This window comes from Haloferax sp. ATCC BAA-644 (assembly GCF_000336975.1).
Lineage (GTDB): Archaea > Halobacteriota > Halobacteria > Halobacteriales > Haloferacaceae > Haloferax > Haloferax volcanii.
This window is the reverse complement of record NZ_AOLF01000013.1, coordinates 559,672-581,265: the sequence shown is the minus strand read 5'-3', so window position 1 is coordinate 581,265 and position 21,594 is coordinate 559,672. Positions and strand designations below refer to the sequence as shown.

The following is a 21,594-nucleotide window of genomic DNA, read 5'->3' as shown; positions in this document are numbered from 1 at the left end:
CAGAGACAATCAGTCTTCATATTGAATCTATGACAATAGTTAAAAAAGTGGCGCGTCTTCGCGACTGGGTTGCACTCAAGACCGGTGCCGTCAGATCCCCAATGATTGCCGAAGTTGGTGGATATGCTGCCAGGTTTACTGTTCAAAGTGTGGAAGAAATCTGGAGGATCAGAGATCTTCGAGGAGAGCAAGATGTTATTCGGTTGCTCCTTGAGGAGGCTGAAGAAGACGATGTTCTGTGGGATGTTGGTTCCAATATTGGGACTCACGCATGTATCTGCTCCACAAAAGCCAATGTGTTCGCCTTCGAACCAAACCCAGACACGTTTGATCGTCTAACAGAAAATTCGGACCGCGCTCCAGGAACGGTTATACCACTGAGATATGGATTATCCAGTTCTTCTGGGGATATCTCATTCGAACCCTCCCCAATTGCAGCGAACGGGACACACAAAGTATCGGCTGAAGGATCTATGACTATCAAAACAATCTCTGGAGATGAGTTAGTTGGGAGTGGAGAGGTTCCGAAACCAGATGTTGTGAAAGTTGACGTTGAGGGTCACGAATTAGAGGTTCTAAAAGGTATGACCAATGCATTGCAGTCTGTTAACTTTGTAATAGTTGAGATTCACGCTGGCGTCGACCCGAAAGACGTGACGAAACTACTCACTGAGGCAAAACTCTCCACAGAGATTACCAAATTAAATCGTGATGAGGACTTTGTGATTGGTCGCAGACAAAATGATTAAATGCACTATTTAGTTAGTGACTCTCTCAATCGGCGTTTGTCTAAGTCTCGGCACAGTTGTTGTATGTTATTGTGTTGCGCGCTGATGTGAGTCTTTCGTGGACTGTTGTGTAACTGCCTACGTGCGAATTATAGAATAGTGGCACTGTCTAGTTAAGCCAGTTTGAGGAACGAGCAGGTCGTTGAGTTAGTTGGTCAAGATGCTCGCAGACCTGCTCAGCGAGTGCTTTGCGACGGATTTAGAAGAAACTTGGGAGCGTGAGCGGACGGCAACGCCCGTCAGGGCGTTCGCCGTCCAGCTCCACGCGACCGGTTGTTCACTTAGAGAGACAAAAGAAATTCTTCGATTACTCGGCGTTGAACGCTCCCACCAAGCGGTTTGGCAATGGGTACATCGGCTGGCCGACAGCGGTCACAACCCGCCTGAGGCGAAGCCGAAGCGGGTTGCGGTCGACGAGACCGCTGTCAAAATCAATGGTGAGTGGTCTTGGCTGTACGCTGCAATAGACACCGAGACAAAGCTGATTCTTGACGTCGAATTGTTTGGACGACATGGTACCGACCCGGCTGCTGCGTTTCTCCATCGACTTTCCGAGAAACACGATCTCTCAGACACTGTGTTTCTCGTTGATGGCTACGGCTATCAGACTGCCCTCTCTCGATTAGGATTGAGCGGTCGGCTTGACTACGTCGAGCGAAACCTCATCGAAACGTGGTTTCACACCCTCAAAGTGCGAGTCGACTGCTTCCATAATTCGTGGGTGGGCAGTCACGGAAGCGTCCGCGAGTGGTTCATACAATTTGTGCAATACTACAANCTCAAAGTGCGAGTCGACTGCTTCCATAATTCGTGGGTGGGCAGTCACGGAAGCGTCCGCGAGTGGTTCATACAATTTGTGCAATACTACAACTTTCAAAGACCGCATCAAGCGCTCGACGGACGAACACCGGTCGAGGAGGCGACTAACTATACAGTGCCAGAATAGTCAACTCATATTTTGAGAGAGGGATAGTAGGATGTCTGTTTCGATGATGCCCCTGATCAACGTAATCAACCCGATAGTGCAGTCCAAATCGAGAGGTTGTAGTCTGATAATTATAGTTGTCAACGGGATAATCTGATTGGATGATTGTACTCACCGAGAGTTGATAGACTAATATCAGCCCACATTTGGTTATCTCCAACTGTGTGGACCAAACGATAGACTATTTTATTCAGCACAATCATATCGAGACTAATGCCCACCCCCGATGCCGTCTGTATCCTCATCCCTACCTACAACGAGGCGGAAACAATCGCTGATGTCATCTCAGATCACCGAGATGAGGGATTCGCCAACGTCCTCGTCATCGACGGCGGCTCCACAGATGGGACACGGGAACTCGCCGAAGACGCCGGTGCTCATGTCGTCGTCCAGTCGGGGTCCGGAAAAGGCCAGGCTGTCAGGGAAGCCGTTGAAGACCACATCCAAGCGCCGTACGTCCTGATGCTCGACGGCGACGGGACCTACGAAGCGACAGACGCCACCAAGATGCTCGACCCGCTCACCGAGGGGTACGACCACGTCATCGGCGACCGATTCGCCGATATGCGGCCGGGCGCGATGACGCGGCTCAACAGAGTCGGAAACCGCATCATCAACCGGGCGTTCGCGTTTATTCACGGTCAGGACTTTCGTGATATCCTCAGCGGCTACCGGGCGTTCACCCGCGAGTCGTTTCTCGACATGACGCTCACTTCCGACGGCTTCGGCATCGAGACGGAGATGGCCGTCGAGTGCGCGAAGCGTGGTATCAAGACGACGGTCGTGCCAACGACCTACTACCCGCGGCCCGACGGCTCGGATACGAATCTCGACCCGATCCGCGACGGTGGTATCATCTTCCTGGAACTGTATCGCCGCGCCAAGACCAACAACCCGCTTTTCTACTTCGGTAGCGTCGGGTTCGCGTCGACCGCGACCGGGCTCGGGCTCGCCCTGTACGTCGCCTACGAGTGGGTCGTTCGCTCGATTTCCCACGAGGTCATCGCCGTCGTCTCTATGGCGGGTATTCTCTTCGGGGTCCAACTGCTGATGTTCGGCGTGCTGTCGGATCTCATCCTCTCGCTACACCGCGAGCAGATGAAACGAATCGAAGAACTGGAGTGAGTCGGTTCGAACCGGGCCGTCGGGACTGGAGGGCGCCAACCGAGACCGCCTTCAGAACGGGACGAGCGAACGAAGCCGACCCATCAGGCTCTTCGACGCCTTCGCGCGGAACTCCTCGAACACCGGGTGAAGCGTCTCCAAGAGGTCCCGGCGAGAGTCGAATCGGTCTTTCGGCGCGGCGGCGAGGGCGTCGCTTATCGCGACCGTATTGCCCGCGGCGTCAATCGGCACGGAAACGTCGTCGAGCGCCCGTGTGATCTCGGTCGCGTCTGCCGGGTAGTCGATGTCTGCGGTGTCGATGTCATCGGCGAGCGCGGCGATACCGAATTCGATTGAGTCCGGCTCCGACGTATCGTTCTGCGGCGGTCTCGCGGCCATCGAACGTGTATAGTACGTCCCGCATGGAAAAACCCCCGACCTCCGGCGAAATCGCCAGTGAACGCCGGGAAACCGCGCCGGACGGTCCCGGTCGCCACCGTTGGGGTTAACCTCGCCCGGTGCCACGGTCGACCCATGACCGAGTACACGACGGTCTCGATTCCGAAGGAGTTGGCCGCTCGCGTCGACGACACCATCGAAGGAACCACCTTCTCGAGTACGAGCGATCTCGTCCGGTTCCTCCTGCGCAGCATCGTCATCCAGCACGAGCGCTCCGGCGGCGATCTCTCGGAGGCGGAGTTCCAAGAAATCGCGGAGCAACTGACCGACCTCGGCTACCTGCGGTAGTCGACCGAGGCGAGCGGGCCGGCAGCGCCGGGCAGCGGAACGCGGTCGGCTCAGTCGAGTTCTTCCTGCGGTGGCTCGGCGTCGAGGACGGCGAGTTCTAACTTCCGACCGGCGCGGTCGAACGCGGCGAGCGTCCGCCGCTCCCACGGGGGGACCGCGAGGAGCACCACGGCCGCGAGGTCGTCGCGCTCCGTGAGTTCGAACGGCCCCTGCGGGTGCGTGAGAAAGCGGGCGCGGCCGCGCCCGGCGGGCGTTCCGAGGTCCATCCCGAAGACGGCGCTCACGGACTGCCCGGCCTCGGCCATGTAGAAGTGTGTGAGCACGGGCGTCTCCGGGTCGAGGCCGAGGTCCGCGTCGAACTCGCCCGCGGGTGTCGGAGCGAGCACGAGGTTCACCGACGACGGCTCGGCGTCTTCAGCCATATCGAGCAGCAGGTCGGCGAGTCCGCGCGTGACGTGAACCCGTCGGCGCTCGGTTTCGGTGGTCTCGGTCGGTCGGGGTTCGGCAGTCTCATTTTCGGTCGTGCGCTCGGGTGTCGCCTCCGCGTCCAGGGGATGCTCGTCGTCGTCGGCGGTCGTCTCGTCGGGCATCAGTTCGAGAGCATCGAGGAGAACGCCCGGACGTAGGCGCTCGGGAGGTTTCGGCGGGCGTTCCCGAGGGCGGTCCGGAGTTCGTCGCCTGCGTCCACCGGCACGCCCGCGCCGTGGCCGACGAGCAGTCGGTCGGGGTCGTACCGGGAGAGCACGCGCCGCGGCGGGAACGGCCGGACCATCGGGTGGACGCCGAGGTGCTCGCCGCGGGCGCAGAAGTAGTCGACGGTGCCGACCGACTCGGGGACGACGAGCAGGTCGTACGCGTCGTGATAGAAGCCGACTTCCTGCCACGGCGGGACGGCGCGGTCGATGATGCGAAACGCCTCGAAGCCGGAATCAGCGAGGTCGGCGCCGAAGCGCTCGACGGGCGCGTCGAGGTCGTCGGCGACATCGGTCATCCACGAGGCGACGTGGACGGGAACCTCGTGGCGGTTAGCGATGGCGGCCGCGTCGCGTTTGTGCCGGTCGAGTCCGACGACGACGCCGGCCACGTCGCCGAACTCGGCGAACAGGTCGTCGACGCCGGGGGCATCGACGGGGTCGAACACCCACACGTCGCCGTCGTCTTCGACGGCGTGGCTGGCGCGCTGCATGGTCTCGTCGGGGTGTGCGAGCCAGCCGACGCCGTGGTCCCATCGGTCGATTTCGCGGAGGTCGGACGTGCCCTGACCTTTCATCGGCATGCCAGTATGCTGGGTCGCGCGGCGCATAAGGACTCTCCCCGCGGCCGATGCGCCCGGTTCTCGCGCTGCTCGTCGCCGGTCGTCGGTCGTCGGTTGCTGGCCGGCCGCGACGACCGCAACACGGGCCGCCCGGTCAGAGGTTGTCGGTGTTGATATCGACGCCGGGCGGGGAGACGACGAGGAACTTCCGGAAGTGCATCAACTGGCCGTCCATATCCTTGATATCGCGTGCGAACCCCGATGCGAGCTTGTTGAGGTCGCCCTCGATGGCGAGAAAGAGGACGTTGCCGCGGGCGACGGACTGGACCCACTCTTCGGGCGGGGTCGACCCGTCGAGGACGCCGAGGACCACGTCGCCCTCGGCGTCGTCCTCGTCGAGGTGTTCTTCGGCCGTCTGTAAGTTGAGATTGAAATCGCCCATACCCGCCCGGTTGTCGAGCGACGAGAAAAGGGTTCGGTCGGGGCGTGAGTCCGCGGCCGAGCGCCGAGTATTGACTATTGCTATCACGTTTCACACGACAGTCGAGATTCTCTCCACGTTTGTCCAGTCGTCGGTGCGCGCACCGGGCACTAAATTTTGTTTCTAAATTCTATTTAGTTGTATTATCGTTCCGGAGCCATCGAACAGCGAGCGCACATATCAAGTCAATATATGTCATGAAATCATATAAGGCCGTTTAGGTACTGCGATTACCCCCGAGAGAGGTTGTCACGTAACACCCGCTGAACGTTCGTGATACTGTCGGGGAGAAACGTTTAAATAGGAGTTCGGGCACGTGACTGACACGATGTCTCACAAAGACACGGAGGATTCGTCGGGTTCCCCGGCGGGTCGAGTTCTTCCAGGGCACATTAGCCCAACAATCTGAAATCGAAGACGTACGAATCTTCGACACGACACTCCGCGACGGCGAACAGTCACCGCGAACCTCGTTCAGCTACGAGGAAAAGCGCGACATCGCCGAGACCCTCGACGACATGGGTACCCACGTCATCGAGGCCGGGTTCCCGGTGAACTCGGAGGCGGAGTTCGAAGCAGTCGCAGATATCGCTGCTTCGACGGACGCGACGACGTGCGGGTTGGCCCGCGTCGTCGACAAGGATATCGAAGCCGCGCTGGATTCCGGCGTGGACATGGTGCACACGTTCGTGAGCACCAGCGATGTCCAGTTGGCCGACTCGATGCACGCTTCCCGCGAGGAAGCCGTCGAGCGGGCCGTCCGCAGTGTCGAACACGTCCGCGACGCGGGCGTTGAAGTAATGTTCTCGCCGATGGACGCCACCCGGACGGACGAGGACTTCCTCATCGAAGTCGTCGAGGCCGTCTCCGAGGCGGGCGTCGATTGGATAAACCTGCCGGACACCTGCGGCGTGGCGACGCCGACTCGCTTCGCCCGCATGGTGGCGACGGTCAGAGAGCACACCGACGCGAGAATCGACGTGCACGCGCACGACGATTTCGGTCTGGCGTCGGCAAACGCGATGGCCGGCTTCGAGGCCGGCGCGGCACAGGCGCAGGTGTCGGTCAACGGCATCGGCGAGCGCGCCGGTAACGCCGCCTACGAGGAGGTCGTCATGGCCGCCGAATCCCTCTACGGCGTCGACACCGGCATCGACACGACGAAGATAACCGAGCTGGCTCGCGTCGTCGAGGCGGCGTCCGACATCCCGGTTCCGGCGAACAAGCCGGTCGTCGGCCGCAACGCCTTCTCCCACGAGAGCGGCATCCACGCCGCCGGCGTCATCGAGAACGCCGACACGTTCGAACCGGGCGTCATGACCCCGGAGATGGTCGGCGCGACCCGCGAGTTCGTACTCGGCAAGCACACGGGGACGCACTCGGTGCGTAAACGCCTCGCAGATATCGGGTTCGACCCCACGGACGCCGAGGTCCGGGAGGTCACCCGCCGCGTCAAAGACCACGGCGCGGAGAAAGAACGCGTCGACGACGCGACGCTCGAGGTGTTCGCCCGCGACGTGGGTATCACCCACGAGGACGACACGGAGGAGGAGGTCCGCGCCTGATGGCGCCGGGCTGTGGCCCTACGGGGCGACCGCCCTGCACGCGTTCGACCTCCCGCCCGGCGTGCAATCGTTGCCCGCCGCGAAAGCGTTATTACCGACGGGACGGACGTGTGTTATACGATGACCTCGCACGACGAACACGCGGTTCGCGCGACCCCGGACGCCGGGGCCAGCGATGCCGCCGTCGCTGCGATTCGGTCGCTCATTATTGTAGGGGCATAGCCCCCTACCACACCATCTCTCCGTCCCGCGTATTCGCACCGTTTTCAGACACGTCCGCAGTCCCCACAATGGCGCACCAGCACCACACGCAGTCACCAGACAGCCCGTATCGACGACCGACCACACACCACGGAGCCCACACATGAGCGAACGAACCGCAGCCACGACCGACCCCGACGCGACCGACCCCGACGCGACCGACGCCGCCGACGACGCGGCCCAGACGCCGACCGAAGTCACCTCGGGTTCGACGGCCGTCGTCCGCGCCCTCGAAAACGCCGGCGTCGAAACCGCCTTCGGCGTGCAGGGCGGGGCGATAATGCCCATCTACGACGCGCTGTACCACTCCGACATCCGTCACGTCACGATGGCCCACGAGCAGGGCGCGGCGCACGCGGCCGACGCGTACGGCGTCGTCCGCGGCGACCCCGGCGTCTGTCTCGCCACGTCCGGTCCGGGCGCGACCAACCTCGTGACCGGCATCGCCGACGCGAACATGGACTCCGACGCGGTGCTCGCGCTCACGGGACAGGTCCCGTCCGACATGGTCGGTTCCGACGCGTTCCAGGAGACCGACACCACGGGCGTCACCGCACCCGTCACGAAGCACAACTACTTCGCCTCGTCGCCCGACACCGTCGGCGACACCGTCGGCGAAGCGTTCGCGCTCGCCGCCGAGGGCCGCCCCGGCCCGACGCTCGTCGACCTCCCGAAGGACGTCTCGCTCAACGAGACCGACACCGAGCCGGGGCCGGCACAGCCCCCCGAGACGTGTCGCGCCCGCACCGACCCGGCCGACTCGCAGGTCGAGGCCGCCGCGCGCGCAATCGAGCGCGCGGAGAAGCCTCTTCTCTTGTTCGGCGGCGGCGTCGTCAAGGCCGACGCGACCGAGGTGGCCCGGCAGTTCGCGACCGAGCACCAGATTCCGGTCGTCACCACGATGCCCGGAATCGGCGCGATGCCGGAGGACCACGAACTCTGCCTGTCGTGGGCGGGGATGCACGGCACCGGCTACGCCAACATGGCCATCACGCACACCGACTGCCTCATCGCGGTCGGCACGCGGTTCGACGACCGCCTGACCGGCGGCATCGACACGTTCGCACCCGAGGCCGAAGTCGTCCACATCGACATCGACCCGGCGGAAATCTCGAAGAACGTCCACGCGGACTACCCGGTCGTCGGCGACGCCGGCCGCGCCATCGAGCGCGTCGACGCCGAACTGGACGAGGGCCCCGACGCGCGCGAGTGGGTCGACCAGTGCCTCGCGTGGAAAGACGACTACCCGATGGACTACGCGGCCCCGGACACCGAGCCGCTGAAGCCGCAGTTCGTCGTCGAGGCGCTCGACGAGGCCACGCCCGACGAGACCATCGTCACGAGCGGCGTCGGTCAACACCAGATGTGGGCCGCCCAGTACTGGACGTTCACCGAGCCGCGGCGGTGGGTTTCGTCCCACGGTCTCGGCACGATGGGCTACGGCCTGCCCGCCGCAATCGGCGCGCGGGTCGCGGCCGACGACGACGAGACGGTCGTCTGCGTCGACGGCGACGCGTCGTTCCTGATGACGATTCAGGAGCTGTCGGTCGCCGTCCGCGAGAACCTCGACATCACGGTCGCCATCCTGAACAACGAGTACATCGGGATGGTTCGCCAGTGGCAGGACGCCTTCTTCGAGGGCCGACGCATGGCCGCCGGCTACGACTGGTGTCCCCAGTTCGACAAGCTCGCCGAGGCGTTCGGCGCGCGCGGCTGGACCGTCGACTCCTACGAGGAGGTTCCCGACGTCATCGAGGAAGCGCTCGCGTACGACGGCCCCTCGGTCATCGACTTCCACGTCGACCCGGCGGAGAACGTCTATCCGATGGTCTCCTCGGGCGGCGCGAACGGCAAATTCGCACTCTCGGAGGACCAGTTATGAGCGACAATCGGACAGGACTGCAAGGCCCCGCGCCCGACGAGCGGCCGCACCCCGACGGCCGCCGCAACGCGCAGGGCATCCGCATCGACCCCGAAGCGGAATCGGAACACGAACCGCGGCGCGCGGTCTTTTCGGCCATCGTCGAGGACGAACCCGGCGTGCTCTCGCGCGTCGCCGGCCTCGCCGCCCGCCGTCAGTTCAACATCGAGAGCCTCACCGTGGGTCCGACGACGGTCGAGGACCACTCCCGCATCACGATGGTCGTCGAAGAGCCCGAACCGGGCATCGACCAGATCGAAAAACAGCTCGCGAAGCTCAAGCCCGTCATCTCCGTCGGCGAGCTGGACGACGACGCCGTTCGCGCGGAACTCGTCCTCCTGAAGGTCCGCGGCGAAGACCCCGATAAGGTCCACGCCATCACGGAGATGTACGACGGCCGCACCCTCGACGCCGGTCCCGAGACCATCACGGTCCAGCTCACCGGCGACGAGCGCAAGATAGACGACGCCGTGGACGCGTTCCGACGGTTCGGCATCATCGAAATCGCCCGGACCGGCCAGACCGCGCTCGCCCACGGCTCGAAGAAGACCGTCCCCGGAGAGGAACCCGGAACCTCCGGCGAACCCACCAAACCCAACACCAACACGCAATGACAGAACTCACCACCGAAGTGTACTACGACGACGACGCCGACCGCTCCCAAATCGACGACAAGACCGTAGCCGTCATCGGCTACGGCAGTCAGGGCCACGCCCACGCGCAGAACCTCGCGGACAGCGGGGTCGACGTGGTCGTCGGTCTGCGCGCGAACTCCTCGTCCCGAAGCGCCGCGGAAGCCGACGGCCTCCGCGTCGAAGAGCCCGCCGCGGCGGCCGCAGAGGGCGACATCGTCTCCGTGCTCGTCCCCGACACCGTCCAGCCGGCGGTGTTCGAGGAGATTCGAGACTCGCTGGACGCCGGCGACACGCTCCAGTTCGCCCACGGATTCAACATCCACTACAACCAGATTCGACCCCCGGAAGACGTCGACGTGACGATGGTCGCGCCGAAGTCGCCGGGCCACCTCGTCCGCCGCAACTACGAGTCCAACGAGGGGACGCCGGGTCTCATCGCGGTCTACCAGGACGTGACGGGCGACGCCAAGGAGGAGGCGCTGGCGTACGCACACGGTCTCGGCTGCACCCGCGCGGGCGTCATCGAGACGACGTTCCAGGAAGAGACCGAGACCGACCTGTTCGGCGAGCAGGCCGTCCTCCTGTCTCTTATACACATNTGTGTATAAGAGACAGCCCCCGAGATGGCCTACTTCGAGTGCCTGAACGAACTGAAGCTCATCGTCGACCTGATGTACGAAGGCGGGCTCGGCGAGATGTGGCACTCCGTCTCCGACACCGCCGAGTTCGGCGGGCTGACCCGCGGCGACCGCGTCGTCGACGAGCACGCCCGCGAGAACATGGAGGAGATTCTGGAGGAGGTCCAAGACGGCACCTTCGCCCGCGAGTGGATTCTGGAGAACCAGGCGGGCCGGCCGTCGTACTCCCAGCTCAAGGACGCGGAGGAGAACCACCACATCGAACAGGTCGGCGCGCCCCTGCGCGACCTGTTCGCGTGGGCCGACGAGGAAGAGGAAGTGGACGCGGAGAAAGCCGAAGCGCCGGCGGACGACTGAACACGACACCAATGACACGCGACGACACGACCGACCGAATGCGAGATATCAACCACACGAATCCCTATACGGGCGAGACGTTCACCACGGTCTACGAGCGCGGCCCGGCCGTCACCGACGGCGGTCGGAGCGACGCGACGCCCGCGACGACGGACGCGACCGAGACGGAGACGATGGGTGACGTGGACCACACGCCCCGCAACGGCGAGGGCGCGAACCAGGTCTGGGAACGCGGCCGCGACGACCGCGTCGTACCGGGTGACCGACATGAGTGAGGGAACGCTGTACGACAAGGTCTGGGAGGAACACACGGTTTCGGAGCTGCCGACCGGCCAGACGCAGCTGTTCTGCGGCCTGCACCTCATCCACGAGGTGACGAGCCCGCAGGCGTTCGGGATGTTGCAGGAGCGCGACCTCGAAGTCGCCTACCCGAACCGGACGCACGCGACGGTCGACCACATCGTCCCCACGTCGGACCAGTCGCGGCCGTTCCGCGACGACGCCGCCGAGGAGATGATGGCCGAACTGGAGCAGAACGTCCGCGACGCGGGCATCAACTTCTCGGACCCCACGTCGGGCGAGCAGGGTATCGTCCACGTTATCGGGCCCGAGAAGGGACTCACCCAGCCCGGCATGACCATCGTCTGCGGCGACAGCCACACCTCGACCCACGGCGCGTTCGGCGCGCTCGCGTTCGGTATCGGGACGAGCCAGATTCGCGACGTGCTGGCGACCCAGACCGTCGCGATGGAGAAAAAGAAGGTGCGGAAAATCGAGGTCACGGGCGAACTCGGCCCCGGCGTCGAAGCCAAGGACGTCATCCTCGAAATCATCCGTCGCCTCGGCACCGAAGGCGGCGTCGGCTACGTCTACGAGTACGCCGGCGAGGCCATCGAGAACCTCGACATGGAGGGACGGATGAGTATCTGTAACATGTCCATCGAGGGCGGCGCTCGCGCGGGCTACGTCAACCCCGACGAGACCACCTACGACTGGCTGAAAGAGACCGAGTACTTCCAGGAGAACCCCGAGCGCTTCGACGAGCTCAAGCCGTACTGGGAGTCCATCCGCTCCGACGACGACGCCGAGTACGACGACGTGGTCACCATCGACGGCTCCGAACTCGAACCCGTCGTGACGTGGGGGACCACGCCCGGACAGGGCGTCGGTATCACCCAGCCGATTCCGGCCCCCGAAGACCTGCCCGAGGAGAAGCAGGACACCGCCCGGATGGCGCAGGAACACATGGGCGTCACGCCCGGCGAGACGATGGAGGGCTACGAAATCGACGTGGCGTTCCTCGGCTCGTGTACGAACGCTCGCCTGCCCGACCTCCGCCGCGCGGCGGGGGTCGTGAAGGGCCGACAGGTCGCGGACGGCGTCCGCGCGATGGTCGTCCCCGGCAGTCAGCGCGTCAAGGCCGCCGCCGAAGCGGAGGGCCTCGACGAGGTGTTCAAAGAAGCCGGCTTCGAGTGGCGCGAGGCGGGCTGTTCGATGTGTCTCGGCATGAACGAGGACCAACTGGAGGGCGACGAGGCCTCCGCGTCCTCGTCGAACCGCAACTTCATCGGCCGGCAGGGGTCGAAAGACGGCCGCACCGTCCTGATGAACCCGCGCATGGTCGCCGCGGCGGCCGTCACCGGGGAAGTGACTGACGTACGCGAACTGAAGGAGGTGACCACGGTATGACCGACGAAATCCCCGAAATCGACTCCGCGTCCGGCTCCGGCGTGCCCATCCGCGGCAACGACATCGACACGGACCAGATAATCCCGGCGCGGTTCATGAAGGTCGTCACGTTCGACGGCCTCGGCGAGTTCGCGTTCTTCGACCAGCGCTACGACGAGAACGACGAACCCAAAGAGCACCCGATGAACGAGCCGCAGTTCCAGGACGCCGCCATCATGGTCGTCAACGCCAACTTCGGCTGTGGCTCCTCTCGGGAGCACGCCCCGCAGGCGCTCATGCGCTGGGGCATCGACGCCATCGTCGGCGAGTCGTTCGCGGAGATTTTCGCGGGCAACTGCCTCGCGCTCGGCATCCCGACGGTCACCGCGGACCACGAGACGGTCACCGAACTGCAGGACTGGGTCGACGAGCACCCGGATGCAGACATCGACGTGGACGTGGAAAACGAGACGGTCACCTACGGCGACACCACCGTGGACGTGACCGTCGACGACGCACAACGGAAGGCGCTCACCGAGGGCGTCTGGGACACGACGGCGCTCATGAAGTCGAACGCCGACGCGGTCGCCGAGAAAGCCGCCGCCCTGCCCTACGTCGATGACTGAGGAAATCGTCGTCATCCCCGGCGACGGCATCGGCGCGGAGGTCATCCCCGCGGCGGTTGACGTGCTGAAGGCCGTCGGCGACTTCGAGTTCGTCGAGGCCGACGCCGGCGACCACGTGAAGGAAGCCACGGGCGAGGCGCTCCCGCAGGAGACGTACGACCTCGCCGCCGAGGCCGACGCGACGCTGTTCGGCGCGGCCGGCGAGACCGCGGCGGACGTCATCCTCCCGCTTCGGACCGCGGTGGACTCCTTCGTCAACGTCCGCCCGGCGAAGGCCTACCCCGGTGTGGACGCCCTGCGTCCGGAGACGGACCTCGTGTTCCTCCGCGAGAACACCGAAGGCGTCTACTCGGGCCACGAGGACCGCCTCTCCGAGGACCTCTCGACGCTCACGCGCGTCGTCACCACCTCGGCGTCCGAGCGACTCGCCGAGTACGCCTGCGACTACGTCGGCGGCGAGGGCGGCAGCTTCCAGGTCGCCCACAAGGCGAACGTGATGCGCGAGACGGACGGTCGCTTCCGCGACGCCGTCGTCGCCGTCGCCGACGAGCGCGGCGTCGAGACCGAGGAGGTCCTGATGGACGCCTTCGCGACGCGCGTCTGTCTGGACCCCACGCAGTTCGACACCATCGTCTGTCCGAACCTCGCGGGGGACGTGCTGTCGGACCTCGCCGCCGGCCTCGTCGGCGGCCTCGGACTGCTCCCCTCGGCGAACATCGGCCCGGACGCCGCGCTGTTCGAACCGGTCCACGGCTCCGCGCCCGACATCGCCGGCGAGGGAATCGCCAACCCGGCCGCGACGATTCTGTCCGCGGCGATGCTGCTCGACTACCTCGACTACGAGGCCGAAGCCGACCGCGTCCGGTCGGCCGTCGAAGGCGTCCTCGCCGACGGGCCGCGCACGCCCGACCTCGGCGGCGACGCCTCCACGGAGGACGTGACCGCCGCGATTCTCGACCGACTCTGAGCGTCGGGACGAACCGAACCGGCAATTCGACGCTCGTTTCGAACGCGCTCGTTTTCGTTTCTGATCGTTTTCTCACCGACGAACGCCCCGTTTTCGTTCCTGTGTGGGATTCGCCTGTTTCGAGCAGATACGGGCGGAATCCAACATAAACAATTAACACTGCTCCCCGACCTACCTTCCTCGTAACGAGGAATCGCCACCGATGTTACCAGCAGAGCGCAAACGCCGCATCGTCGAACTCGTCTCCGACTCGGACGGTCGGTCGGTCGAGTCGCTGTCAGACCATCTCGGCTACTCGAAGGCGACGATACGTCGTGACCTGCGCGAACTCGAAGACCGTGGGCTCATCGAGCGGTCGCACGGCGGGGCCGTCCCCGTGACCTCCGTCGGGCGCGAGCAGACCTACGGGCAGAAGGAAGTACAGAATCTCGAAGGGAAACGCGCAATCGCGGACCGCGCGGTCGAGGAACTGGCCGAGGGGCAGGTCGTGTTCTTCGACGCCGGGACGACCACGATGGAGGTGGCCCGCAAGGTCCCCAAGGACGGGACGATACTCGGCGTCACCAACTCGCCGCGGCTCGCCATCGAACTGAACGAGGAGGACAACGAGGTCAAACTCACGGGCGGGACGCTCCGCCGGCGGACGAAGGCGCTCGTGGGACCGACCGCAGAATCGTTCATGGAGCGGACGAACTTCGACCTGCTGTTCCTCGGCACGAACGCCTTAGACGTGGACTCCGGCCTCACGACCCCGAACGAGGACGAGGCGCGGATGAAGGAGCTGATGGTCGAGAAGGCCGCGAAGGTCGTCCTCGTCGCGGACCTCTCGAAGCTCGGTCGACGGAGCTTCGTCCAGTTCGCATCGCTCGAAGAGATTGACCTGTTTATCACCGACGGGACGCTCGACGCCGACTCGCGCGAGGAGATAGAGAGCGCGGGCGTCACCGTCGTCGACGGAGTTGCACGATGATTCTCACAGTCACCCCGAACCCAGCAGTCGACCACACGATTCACTTCGACGAACCGCTTCAGACCGGCGTCGTCCACCGGACCGACGACGCGGTGTTCACCGCCGGCGGCAAGGGTATCAACGTCGCCAAGTACGCCTCGGCGCTCGACGCCGACGTGACCGCCTCGGGCTTTCTCGGCGGCCACTTCGGGAAGTTCGTCCGCGACCGACTCGACGCCGACGGCATCGCCTCGGACTTCGTCACCATCGACGCGGACACCCGCTTGAACACGACCGTCCTCGCGGACGACGGCGAGTACAAACTCAATCACAACGGCCCGCAGATTCGTGCAGCCGACGTGGACGAACTCGTCGAAACCGCGCAGGCGAACGAGCCCGACACGCTCCTCGTCGGCGGCAGTCTCCCGCCGGGGATGTCGCTTTCCGACGTGGACAGGCTCGCCCGCGCGGGCGACTGGAAAATCGCGGTGGACATGGGCGGCGAGTATCTCGCCGAACTGGACGCCGACTACTACGTCTGCAAACCCAATCGCTCTGAGCTCGCGGCGGCGACGGGCCGGACCGTCGAGACCGAAGCCGACGCCGTCGAGGCCGCCGAGGAGCTTCACGCGCGCGGATTCGAGTACGTGTTGGCGTCGCTCGGCGCGGACGGCGCGCTCCTCGTCACCGACGACGAGGTGCTCTCTGCGCCCGCGGTCGACGTGGAGGTCGTGGATACGGTCGGCGCGGGCGACGCCGTCATGTCCGGGTTCCTCGCCGCGCGCGAACACGGCCTGTCGGACGCCGACGCCCTCCGGATGGGCGTTCTGACGGCCGCGCGCGTCGTCGGCGTCGCCGGGACCCGCGTCCCGGCCCTCGAAGACGTGCTGACGAACGAAACCCGCGTCGAGGTGACGACCGTTCGGACCCGGTGACTCTCGGATGAACGTTTGTTAACGACCGAAACACGCAGTAACGTTCATATTCGAAAGGGTTTTTGAGCACATTTGCGTACGTTCTTTCGTAGGGGTGGCAACACTATGGCAAACGACGCAGAAGACGCAGTTCGGTCCTACCTCACTTCGGTGAAGGAGGACCTGATGACCGGGGTATCGTTCATGATTCCGTTCGTGACCATCGGCGGAATCTTCCTTGCGCTGGGCTACGCGGTAGCCTCGCTTTCGAACAACGTACAAGACGTGTTCAACAGCACGGGGACCGCCGGCTGGTTCCTCGCGCAGATCGGGAGCGCCGGGCTGACGCTCATGGTTCCGGTCCTCGGCGCGTACATCGCGTACGCAATCGCCGACCGACCGGGCCTCGCACCGGGCTTCATCCTGTCGTACATCATCCAGCAGGGCAACGTCCTGCAAGCGGCCGGTGACGTCATCGGTCTCCAGGGCGGCTCCGCCGGCGCGGGCTACCTCGGCGCTATCGTCGCCGGCTTCCTCGCCGGTGTCGTCGCGCGCTGGTTCAAGCAGCGCGACGTGCCCGAGTTCATCGCACCGATGATGCCCGTGCTTCTCATTCCGGTGGCGACGACGGCGGTGCTCACGCCCGTCATGCTGTTCGTGCTGGGCGTTCCGATTTCCATCGCCAACGCGGGGCTCACCGAGTTCCTGAGCAATATGCAGGGCGGCGGACAGGCGATTCTCCTCGGGGGCATCCTCGGGGCGATGATGGCGGCCGACATGGGCGGCCCCGTCAACAAGGTCGCCTACGTGTTCTCCGTCGGCCTCATCTCCGAGGGCGTCACCGCGCCGATGGCCGCGGTCATGATTGCGGGGATGGTCCCGCCCATCGGCCTCGCGCTGTCGAACTTCATCGCGCCGCAGAAGTACGCGGCCGAGATGTACGAGAACGCCAAGAGCGGCGTGCTCCTCGGCTTCTCGTTCATTACTGAGGGCGCGATTCCGTACGCGGCCGCCGACCCGGCCCGCGTCATTCCCAGCGTCGTCGCGGGCAGCGCCGTCGCCGGCGCGGCCTCGATGGCGCTCGGCGTGAACATGCCGGCTCCGCACGGCGGCATCTTCGTCGTTCCGCTGTCGAACCAGCCGTTCATGTTCATCGCGTGCATCCTGCTGGGCTCCATCGTGACCGCCGTCATCGCGACGGCCATCAAGCCGAACTTCGACGCCAAGATGGCGGCCCAGAGCTCCGACGACTGACCACACCGAACTAATCTTTCCAGACTCGAACGAAGTACAATACAATGGACGTCACTGACATCAGCACCATCACACCGCTCGAACTGATATCGCTCGAAGAGCCGCCGGCGACGAAGGAGGGGGCCATCGAGTTCCTCCTCGACCTCGCGGTCGACGCCGGTCGCGTCGATGACCGCGACGCCGCGCTCGACGCCCTCCTCGAACGCGAGGAGGAGGCGACGACCGGCGTCGGCTTCGGCATCGGCATCCCGCACGCGAAGACCGACGCCGTCTCGAAGCCGACGGTCGCCTTCGCGCGCTCGACCGAGGGCATCGATTTCGACGCCATGGACGACAAGCCGGCGAAGCTCCTCTTTATGATTCTCGTCCCCGCGGCGGGCGGCGAGGACCACCTGCAGATTCTGAGCGCCCTCTCGCGGTCGCTCATGCACGAGGACGTGCGCGAGAAGCTCCTCGAAGCCGAGAGCAAACAGACCGTTCAGGACGTGCTCGCCGAGGTGGTCGAGTGATGGAGCGGACCGTCACGGTCGTCCCCGAAGACGGACTGCACGCCCGCCCGGCCTCGCAGTTCGTCGAGACCGCAAACGAGTTCGACGCCGACGTACGACTCGGCCGCGCCGACGAGGACGACCTCGTTCCGGCCGCCAGCATGCTGGCCGTCACCGGCCTCGGCGTCGGCCACGGCGAGGAGATTCGCCTCGTCACCGAGGGCGACGACGCGGAAGCGGCACTCGACGCCCTAGAGGATATCCTTTCGACGCCCGAAGCCAAACAGTAAGCTATGACCGAACGAACCCTCTCCGGCATCGGCGTGACACCGCTTTCGGGCGTCGGCACCGTCGTCTGGTACCGCCCGGACGCGGACCTCCCCGAGCCGCCGGCCCCGGCAGACGTGGACGCGGAGGCCGAACTGGCGCGCTTCGAGGACGCCCGCGCGGCCGCCGAAGACGAACTCGAAGCCGAGCGCGAGCGGACCGCAGAACGCGTCGGCGAAGAGGAGGCGGCGGTGTTCGACGCGCACGTCCAGTTCCTCAACGACCCGCAGATAACCGACGGCGTCACCGACGCCATCGAGGGCGGGCTCCCGGCCGAACACGCCGTCCAGCAGACGTTCTCCGAGTTCGTCGAGCAGTTCGAGAACATGGGCGGTCGCATGGGCGAGCGCGCCGACGACCTCCGCGACGTGCGCGACCGACTCGTGCGCGTCCTCTCGGACGGCGAGCGCGTCGACCTCTCGTCGCTGCCGGAGGGGAGCGTCGTCGTCGCGGAGCGGCTCACGCCGAGCGACACGGCGCAACTCGACCCGGAGCGCGTCGCCGGCTTCGTCACGGTGACGGGCGGCCGCACCTCCCACGCGGCCATCTTCGCGCGCTCGCTCGCCCTGCCGGCCATCGTCGGCGTGGGCGAGGAGCTCCAGTCCGTCGAGGACGGCACGGAAGTCGTCGTCGACGGCGAGTCGGGCGACCTCGTGGTCGACCCGACCGACGAGCGCAAGGAGGCCGCCGCGGCCGCCGCCGACGTGGACATCCGACACGAGGCGGTCGAAACCGCCGACGGCGTCGACATCGAGGTCGCCGCCAACATCGGCACGCTGGCGGACCTCGGCCCGGCGGTCGACCGCGGGGCCGACGGCGTCGGCCTGTTTCGCACCGAGTTCCTCTTCCTCGACCGCGAGTCGCCGCCGGACGAAGACGAGCAGTACGAGGCGTACGTCGAGGCGCTCGAATCGTTCGACGGGGGCCGCGTCGTCGTCCGAACGCTCGACATCGGCGGCGACAAGCCGGTCCCGTACCTCGACCTGCCGGACGAGGAGAACCCGTTCCTCGGCGAGCGCGGCATCCGCCGGTCGCTCGGCCCGGACGCGGACCTCTTCGAGACGCAGGTCCGCGCACTGCTGCGCGCGGCGGCCAGCGCCGACGGCGCGAACCTGTCGGTGATGCTCCCGCTCGTCTCGACGGTCGAGGAGCTTCGCGCCGGCCGCGAGCGGTTCGAGTCGGTCGCCGCCGACCTCGACGCCGAGGGCGTCGCAAACGAACTGCCCGAGTTCGGCATCATGGTCGAGACGCCCGCCGCGGCGTTCATGGCCGACCAGTTCGCGCCGCACGTCGACTTCTTCAGCATCGGGACGAACGACCTCGCGCAGTACGTGATGGCCGCCGAGCGCGGCAACGAGCGCGTTTCTGAGCTCGGAGACTACCGGCAGCCGGCGGTCCTCCGCGCCATCGACGCCACCGTCTCGGCGGCCGAGGGCGAGGACTGCTGGGTCGGCATGTGCGGCGAGATGGCGGGCGACCCGGACCTCACCGAACTGCTCGTCGGGCTCGGCCTCGACGAACTGAGCATGAGCGCCGTGACGGTGCCGCAGGTCAAGGCGGCCGTCGCGGAGACCGACACCGCGGACGCCCGCGACCTCGCGGAGCGCGTCCTCCAGGCCGACACGAAGGCTGAAGTCGCGGAAATCCTTACACTAGACCAATGAAACTCGTCGCAGTCACATCCTGTCCGACCGGAATCGCACACAGCCAGATGGCGGCTGAGAACCTCTTGCAGGCCGGCGAGCGCCTCGGCCACGACATCGACGTCGAGGTTCAGGGCGCGATGGGCACGCAGGACGAACTGACCTCCGACGCCGTCGCCGAGGCGGACGCGGTCATCATCACCTCGGACACGTCTGTCAGCCGCGACCGCTTCGACGGCAAACTCGTCCTCAAGGGGACGGTCAAAGACGGCGTGAACAACGCCGAGGCCGTCGTGAAGAAGGCCGTCGAACTCGCCGAGGCCGGCAAGACGGGCTCGGTCACGTTCGGAAGCGGTGACGACGGCGAGGACGCCGACGCCGGAACCGACGAGTCGTCCGGCGACGCCGACACCGCGGAGTCGGACGAGCCCGTGCGCCGCGGCGGCGACCCCGAAAAGGGACTGTTCGCCCGCCTGAAGAAGCTGTTCTCGTAACTCCCGCCGACGGCTTTTCCGTTTTTTTGCTCGCTTCCAGCGGCGGCGCTCCGTCGGGCGATGGAAATTAACTCGAACGTGAACAAACGAAAACGTGCAGAATCGAAACTCGCTTCCCATACATTATTAGTCTCGCAGTCGTTGACGAAACCGAGGTGAACGCATAATGCCGTTCTACGGCGGGGAGGAACTCGCCACAGTGTACGACGAGGCGCTCGACGAAGGATTCGGCCTCATCGCGAGTAACATCGCGGAGCCGAACATTATGATGGGTCTCATGGAGGGGGCCGACCGGATGGACTCGGACCTCCTGTTGCAGATGAGCGGCGGGGCCTGTCGGTTCGCGGGCGACGGCGACGCCGTCGCGGGTCTGAAGGCCATGGGGAACTACATCGAGACCATCGCCGAGCGGTACGACATCGGCGTCTTCCTCAACATGGACCACCAGACGGACCTCGAGTTCATCGAGCAACAGATCGAACTCGATATCCCGTCGTCCATCATGATCGACGCGTCCCACGAGCCGTTCGACGAGAACGTCGCCACGAGCCGCGAGGTCGTCGAGATGGTCGAGGCCGCGGGCTCCGACGTGCTCATCGAGGCCGAACTCGGCCAAATCAAGGGCGTCGAGGACGAAATCGAGGCCGAGGAGGCGTTCTATACGGACCCCGAACAGGCCGTCGAGTTCGTCGACAAGACGGGCGCGGACCTGCTGGCCATCTCCGTCGGCACGCAGCACGGCGTCGCCAAGGGCAAGGACCTCGAACTCCGTCCGGACCTCGCCAACGACATCCGGCAAGCCCTGCGCGACCACGGCCTCGACACGCCGCTGGTCCTCCACGGCTCCTCGGGAGTCCAGCCCGACCAACTGCAAGAGATGCTCAAACACGGCATCTGCAAGGTCAACAAGGACACCCGCTACCAGTACGAGTACACGCGCACCGCGTACGACCGCTACAACGAGGAGCCCAACGCCATCGTCCCGCCCGAGGGCGTCGCGGACGCCCGCGATACGTTCTTCAACGAGACCGACTGGTCGCCGAACAAGGACGTGTTCGACCCCCGCGTCGCCGGTCGCGACATCCGCGAGCGCATCGCCGACGTGCACGCCGACCTGACCGAGGTCTCCGGCAGCGCCGGCCAGTCGCTGTTCAAGTAACGCCGCGCGGACGGTGACTCGTTCACCGTCGAGCGCTCGTCGCGTCCGCATCGCGGGCCGACACCGGCCGTCGTCTCCACCCGGCACACCGCCGGTTTTTCGTTTCGTACGTCTCCCCCAGCGGCGGCGCTCTCGGGGATGAAGGGGTCGAATCCGACGCCCCCACGGCGCTTAAGGTGTCACGCGGCGTGGGTGTAGGTATGCCGCAGATTCACCTCGACGACGAGACGGTCGCCCGACTCGACGCGCTCCGCGAGGACGACGAGGAGTACGACGACCTCATCAACGAACTGATGAACATCTACGAGGCGAGCGAACGGACGCTGTTCCACGCCGGCGACGAGTACTGAACTCGACTCGGAATCGAC

At 65.1% G+C, this 21,594-nt stretch carries 24 protein-coding genes and 1 pseudogene; 21 read left to right on the top strand and 4 right to left on the bottom strand.

Annotated elements, in window-relative coordinates:
- The first annotated feature begins 29 nt into the window (after positions 1-29).
- From C458_RS06750 to aglJ, 3 genes are all read left to right on the top strand, one after another.
- Entirely contained in the window at positions 30-749 is a 720-nt protein-coding gene (locus C458_RS06750) for an FkbM family methyltransferase (protein ID WP_008574281.1), read from the top strand.
- Between the two features lie 199 nt (positions 750-948).
- Positions 949-1,734 carry an IS6 family transposase gene (locus tag C458_RS06745; protein WP_049908235.1) on the top strand — a complete coding sequence of 262 codons (786 nt, stop codon included), beginning with the start codon at positions 949-951 and terminating at the stop codon, positions 1,732-1,734.
- Positions 1,735-1,986: 252 nt separating this feature from the next.
- Positions 1,987-2,898 (top strand): S-layer glycoprotein N-glycosyltransferase AglJ, encoded by a 912-nt coding sequence (gene aglJ, locus C458_RS06740; protein WP_049896970.1) that lies wholly within the window; start codon positions 1,987-1,989, stop codon positions 2,896-2,898.
- Between the two features lie 51 nt (positions 2,899-2,949).
- Here the strand turns inward: aglJ and C458_RS06735 are convergent, their stop codons facing one another.
- Entirely contained in the window at positions 2,950-3,276 is a 327-nt protein-coding gene (locus C458_RS06735; RefSeq protein WP_008574277.1) for a hypothetical protein, read from the bottom strand.
- Positions 3,277-3,411: 135 nt separating this feature from the next.
- Between C458_RS06735 and C458_RS06730 the strand changes: the two genes are divergently transcribed.
- A complete protein-coding gene (locus C458_RS06730; RefSeq protein ID WP_004063282.1) occupies positions 3,412-3,624 on the top strand; it encodes a ribbon-helix-helix domain-containing protein in 213 nt (70 codons plus the stop codon).
- Positions 3,625-3,674: 50 nt separating this feature from the next.
- Here C458_RS06730 and C458_RS06725 read toward each other — a convergent pair whose 3' ends face one another.
- The 3 genes from C458_RS06725 to C458_RS06715 form a co-directional block, all read right to left on the bottom strand.
- Positions 3,675-4,214, bottom strand: coding sequence for a hypothetical protein (locus tag C458_RS06725; RefSeq protein ID WP_008574274.1), 540 nt, complete (start codon positions 4,212-4,214; stop codon positions 3,675-3,677).
- Positions 4,214-4,900 (bottom strand): hypothetical protein, encoded by a 687-nt coding sequence (locus tag C458_RS06720; protein WP_008574273.1) that lies wholly within the window; start codon positions 4,898-4,900, stop codon positions 4,214-4,216. The genes C458_RS06725 and C458_RS06720 overlap by 1 nt, the downstream gene beginning before the upstream one ends.
- Before the next feature lie 133 nt (positions 4,901-5,033).
- Positions 5,034-5,321, bottom strand: coding sequence for a DUF5779 family protein (locus C458_RS06715; RefSeq protein ID WP_004063285.1), 288 nt, complete (start codon positions 5,319-5,321; stop codon positions 5,034-5,036).
- Positions 5,322-5,680: 359 nt separating this feature from the next.
- On the opposite strand from C458_RS06715, the gene C458_RS06710 reads away from it, so the two are divergent.
- The 17 genes and pseudogenes from C458_RS06710 to C458_RS18390 all read left to right on the top strand — a co-directional run bounded on the left by C458_RS06710 (position 5,681) and on the right by C458_RS18390 (position 21,576).
- Positions 5,681-6,925 carry a LeuA family protein gene (locus C458_RS06710; RefSeq protein ID WP_239638775.1) on the top strand — a complete coding sequence of 415 codons (1,245 nt, stop codon included), beginning with the start codon at positions 5,681-5,683 and terminating at the stop codon, positions 6,923-6,925.
- A 364-nt stretch (positions 6,926-7,289) separates the two neighbouring features.
- Positions 7,290-9,068: a biosynthetic-type acetolactate synthase large subunit gene (ilvB, locus tag C458_RS06705; protein ID WP_008574266.1), complete on the top strand. Its 1,779-nt coding sequence runs from the start codon at positions 7,290-7,292 to the stop codon at positions 9,066-9,068.
- A complete protein-coding gene (ilvN, locus tag C458_RS06700) occupies positions 9,065-9,721 on the top strand; it encodes an acetolactate synthase small subunit (protein WP_004043428.1) in 657 nt (218 codons plus the stop codon). Before ilvB ends, ilvN begins: the two co-directional genes overlap by 4 nt.
- Positions 9,718-10,737 (top strand): annotated as a pseudogene (ilvC, locus tag C458_RS06695) (ketol-acid reductoisomerase). The gene ilvN and the pseudogene ilvC overlap by 4 nt, the downstream one beginning before the upstream one ends.
- A gap of 11 nt (positions 10,738-10,748) precedes the next feature.
- Positions 10,749-11,012 carry a hypothetical protein gene (locus tag C458_RS06690; RefSeq protein WP_008574264.1) on the top strand — a complete coding sequence of 88 codons (264 nt, stop codon included), beginning with the start codon at positions 10,749-10,751 and terminating at the stop codon, positions 11,010-11,012.
- On the top strand, positions 11,005-12,426 hold the full coding sequence (leuC, locus tag C458_RS06685; RefSeq protein ID WP_008574263.1) for a 3-isopropylmalate dehydratase large subunit: 1,422 nt from the start codon (positions 11,005-11,007) through the stop codon (positions 12,424-12,426). The genes C458_RS06690 and leuC overlap by 8 nt, the downstream gene beginning before the upstream one ends.
- Positions 12,423-13,031 carry a 3-isopropylmalate dehydratase small subunit gene (leuD, locus tag C458_RS06680; RefSeq protein ID WP_008574262.1) on the top strand — a complete coding sequence of 203 codons (609 nt, stop codon included), beginning with the start codon at positions 12,423-12,425 and terminating at the stop codon, positions 13,029-13,031. Before leuC ends, leuD begins: the two co-directional genes overlap by 4 nt.
- Positions 13,024-13,998: a 3-isopropylmalate dehydrogenase gene (gene leuB / locus C458_RS06675; protein ID WP_008574261.1), complete on the top strand. Its 975-nt coding sequence runs from the start codon at positions 13,024-13,026 to the stop codon at positions 13,996-13,998. The genes leuD and leuB overlap by 8 nt, the downstream gene beginning before the upstream one ends.
- Before the next feature lie 202 nt (positions 13,999-14,200).
- Entirely contained in the window at positions 14,201-14,968 is a 768-nt protein-coding gene (gene glpR / locus C458_RS06670) for an HTH-type transcriptional regulator GlpR (protein WP_008574260.1), read from the top strand.
- On the top strand, positions 14,965-15,882 hold the full coding sequence (gene pfkB, locus C458_RS06665; protein WP_008574259.1) for a 1-phosphofructokinase: 918 nt from the start codon (positions 14,965-14,967) through the stop codon (positions 15,880-15,882). The genes glpR and pfkB overlap by 4 nt, the downstream gene beginning before the upstream one ends.
- A gap of 105 nt (positions 15,883-15,987) precedes the next feature.
- On the top strand, positions 15,988-17,115 hold the full coding sequence (gene ptfC, locus C458_RS06660) for a fructose PTS transporter subunit IIC (RefSeq protein WP_004063295.1): 1,128 nt from the start codon (positions 15,988-15,990) through the stop codon (positions 17,113-17,115).
- Between the two features lie 44 nt (positions 17,116-17,159).
- Complete coding sequence (ptfA, locus tag C458_RS06655; protein WP_004970773.1) at positions 17,160-17,624, top strand: fructose PTS transporter subunit IIA; 465 nt, start codon at positions 17,160-17,162, stop codon at positions 17,622-17,624.
- Positions 17,624-17,893 carry a phosphocarrier protein HPr gene (gene ptsH1 / locus C458_RS06650; RefSeq protein ID WP_008574258.1) on the top strand — a complete coding sequence of 90 codons (270 nt, stop codon included), beginning with the start codon at positions 17,624-17,626 and terminating at the stop codon, positions 17,891-17,893. The genes ptfA and ptsH1 overlap by 1 nt, the downstream gene beginning before the upstream one ends.
- Positions 17,894-17,896: 3 nt before the next feature.
- Positions 17,897-19,594, top strand: a complete 1,698-nt coding sequence (gene ptsP / locus C458_RS06645) for a phosphoenolpyruvate--protein phosphotransferase (protein ID WP_008574257.1) — start codon at positions 17,897-17,899, stop codon at positions 19,592-19,594.
- Positions 19,591-20,067: a fructose PTS transporter subunit IIB gene (gene ptfB, locus C458_RS06640; RefSeq protein WP_049896974.1), complete on the top strand. Its 477-nt coding sequence runs from the start codon at positions 19,591-19,593 to the stop codon at positions 20,065-20,067. The genes ptsP and ptfB overlap by 4 nt, the downstream gene beginning before the upstream one ends.
- Positions 20,068-20,233: 166 nt before the next feature.
- Positions 20,234-21,226 carry a class II fructose-bisphosphate aldolase gene (fba, locus tag C458_RS06635; RefSeq protein WP_004043441.1) on the top strand — a complete coding sequence of 331 codons (993 nt, stop codon included), beginning with the start codon at positions 20,234-20,236 and terminating at the stop codon, positions 21,224-21,226.
- A 200-nt stretch (positions 21,227-21,426) separates the two neighbouring features.
- Entirely contained in the window at positions 21,427-21,576 is a 150-nt protein-coding gene (locus tag C458_RS18390) for a hypothetical protein (protein ID WP_004043442.1), read from the top strand.
- Positions 21,577-21,594 lie beyond the last annotated feature (18 nt).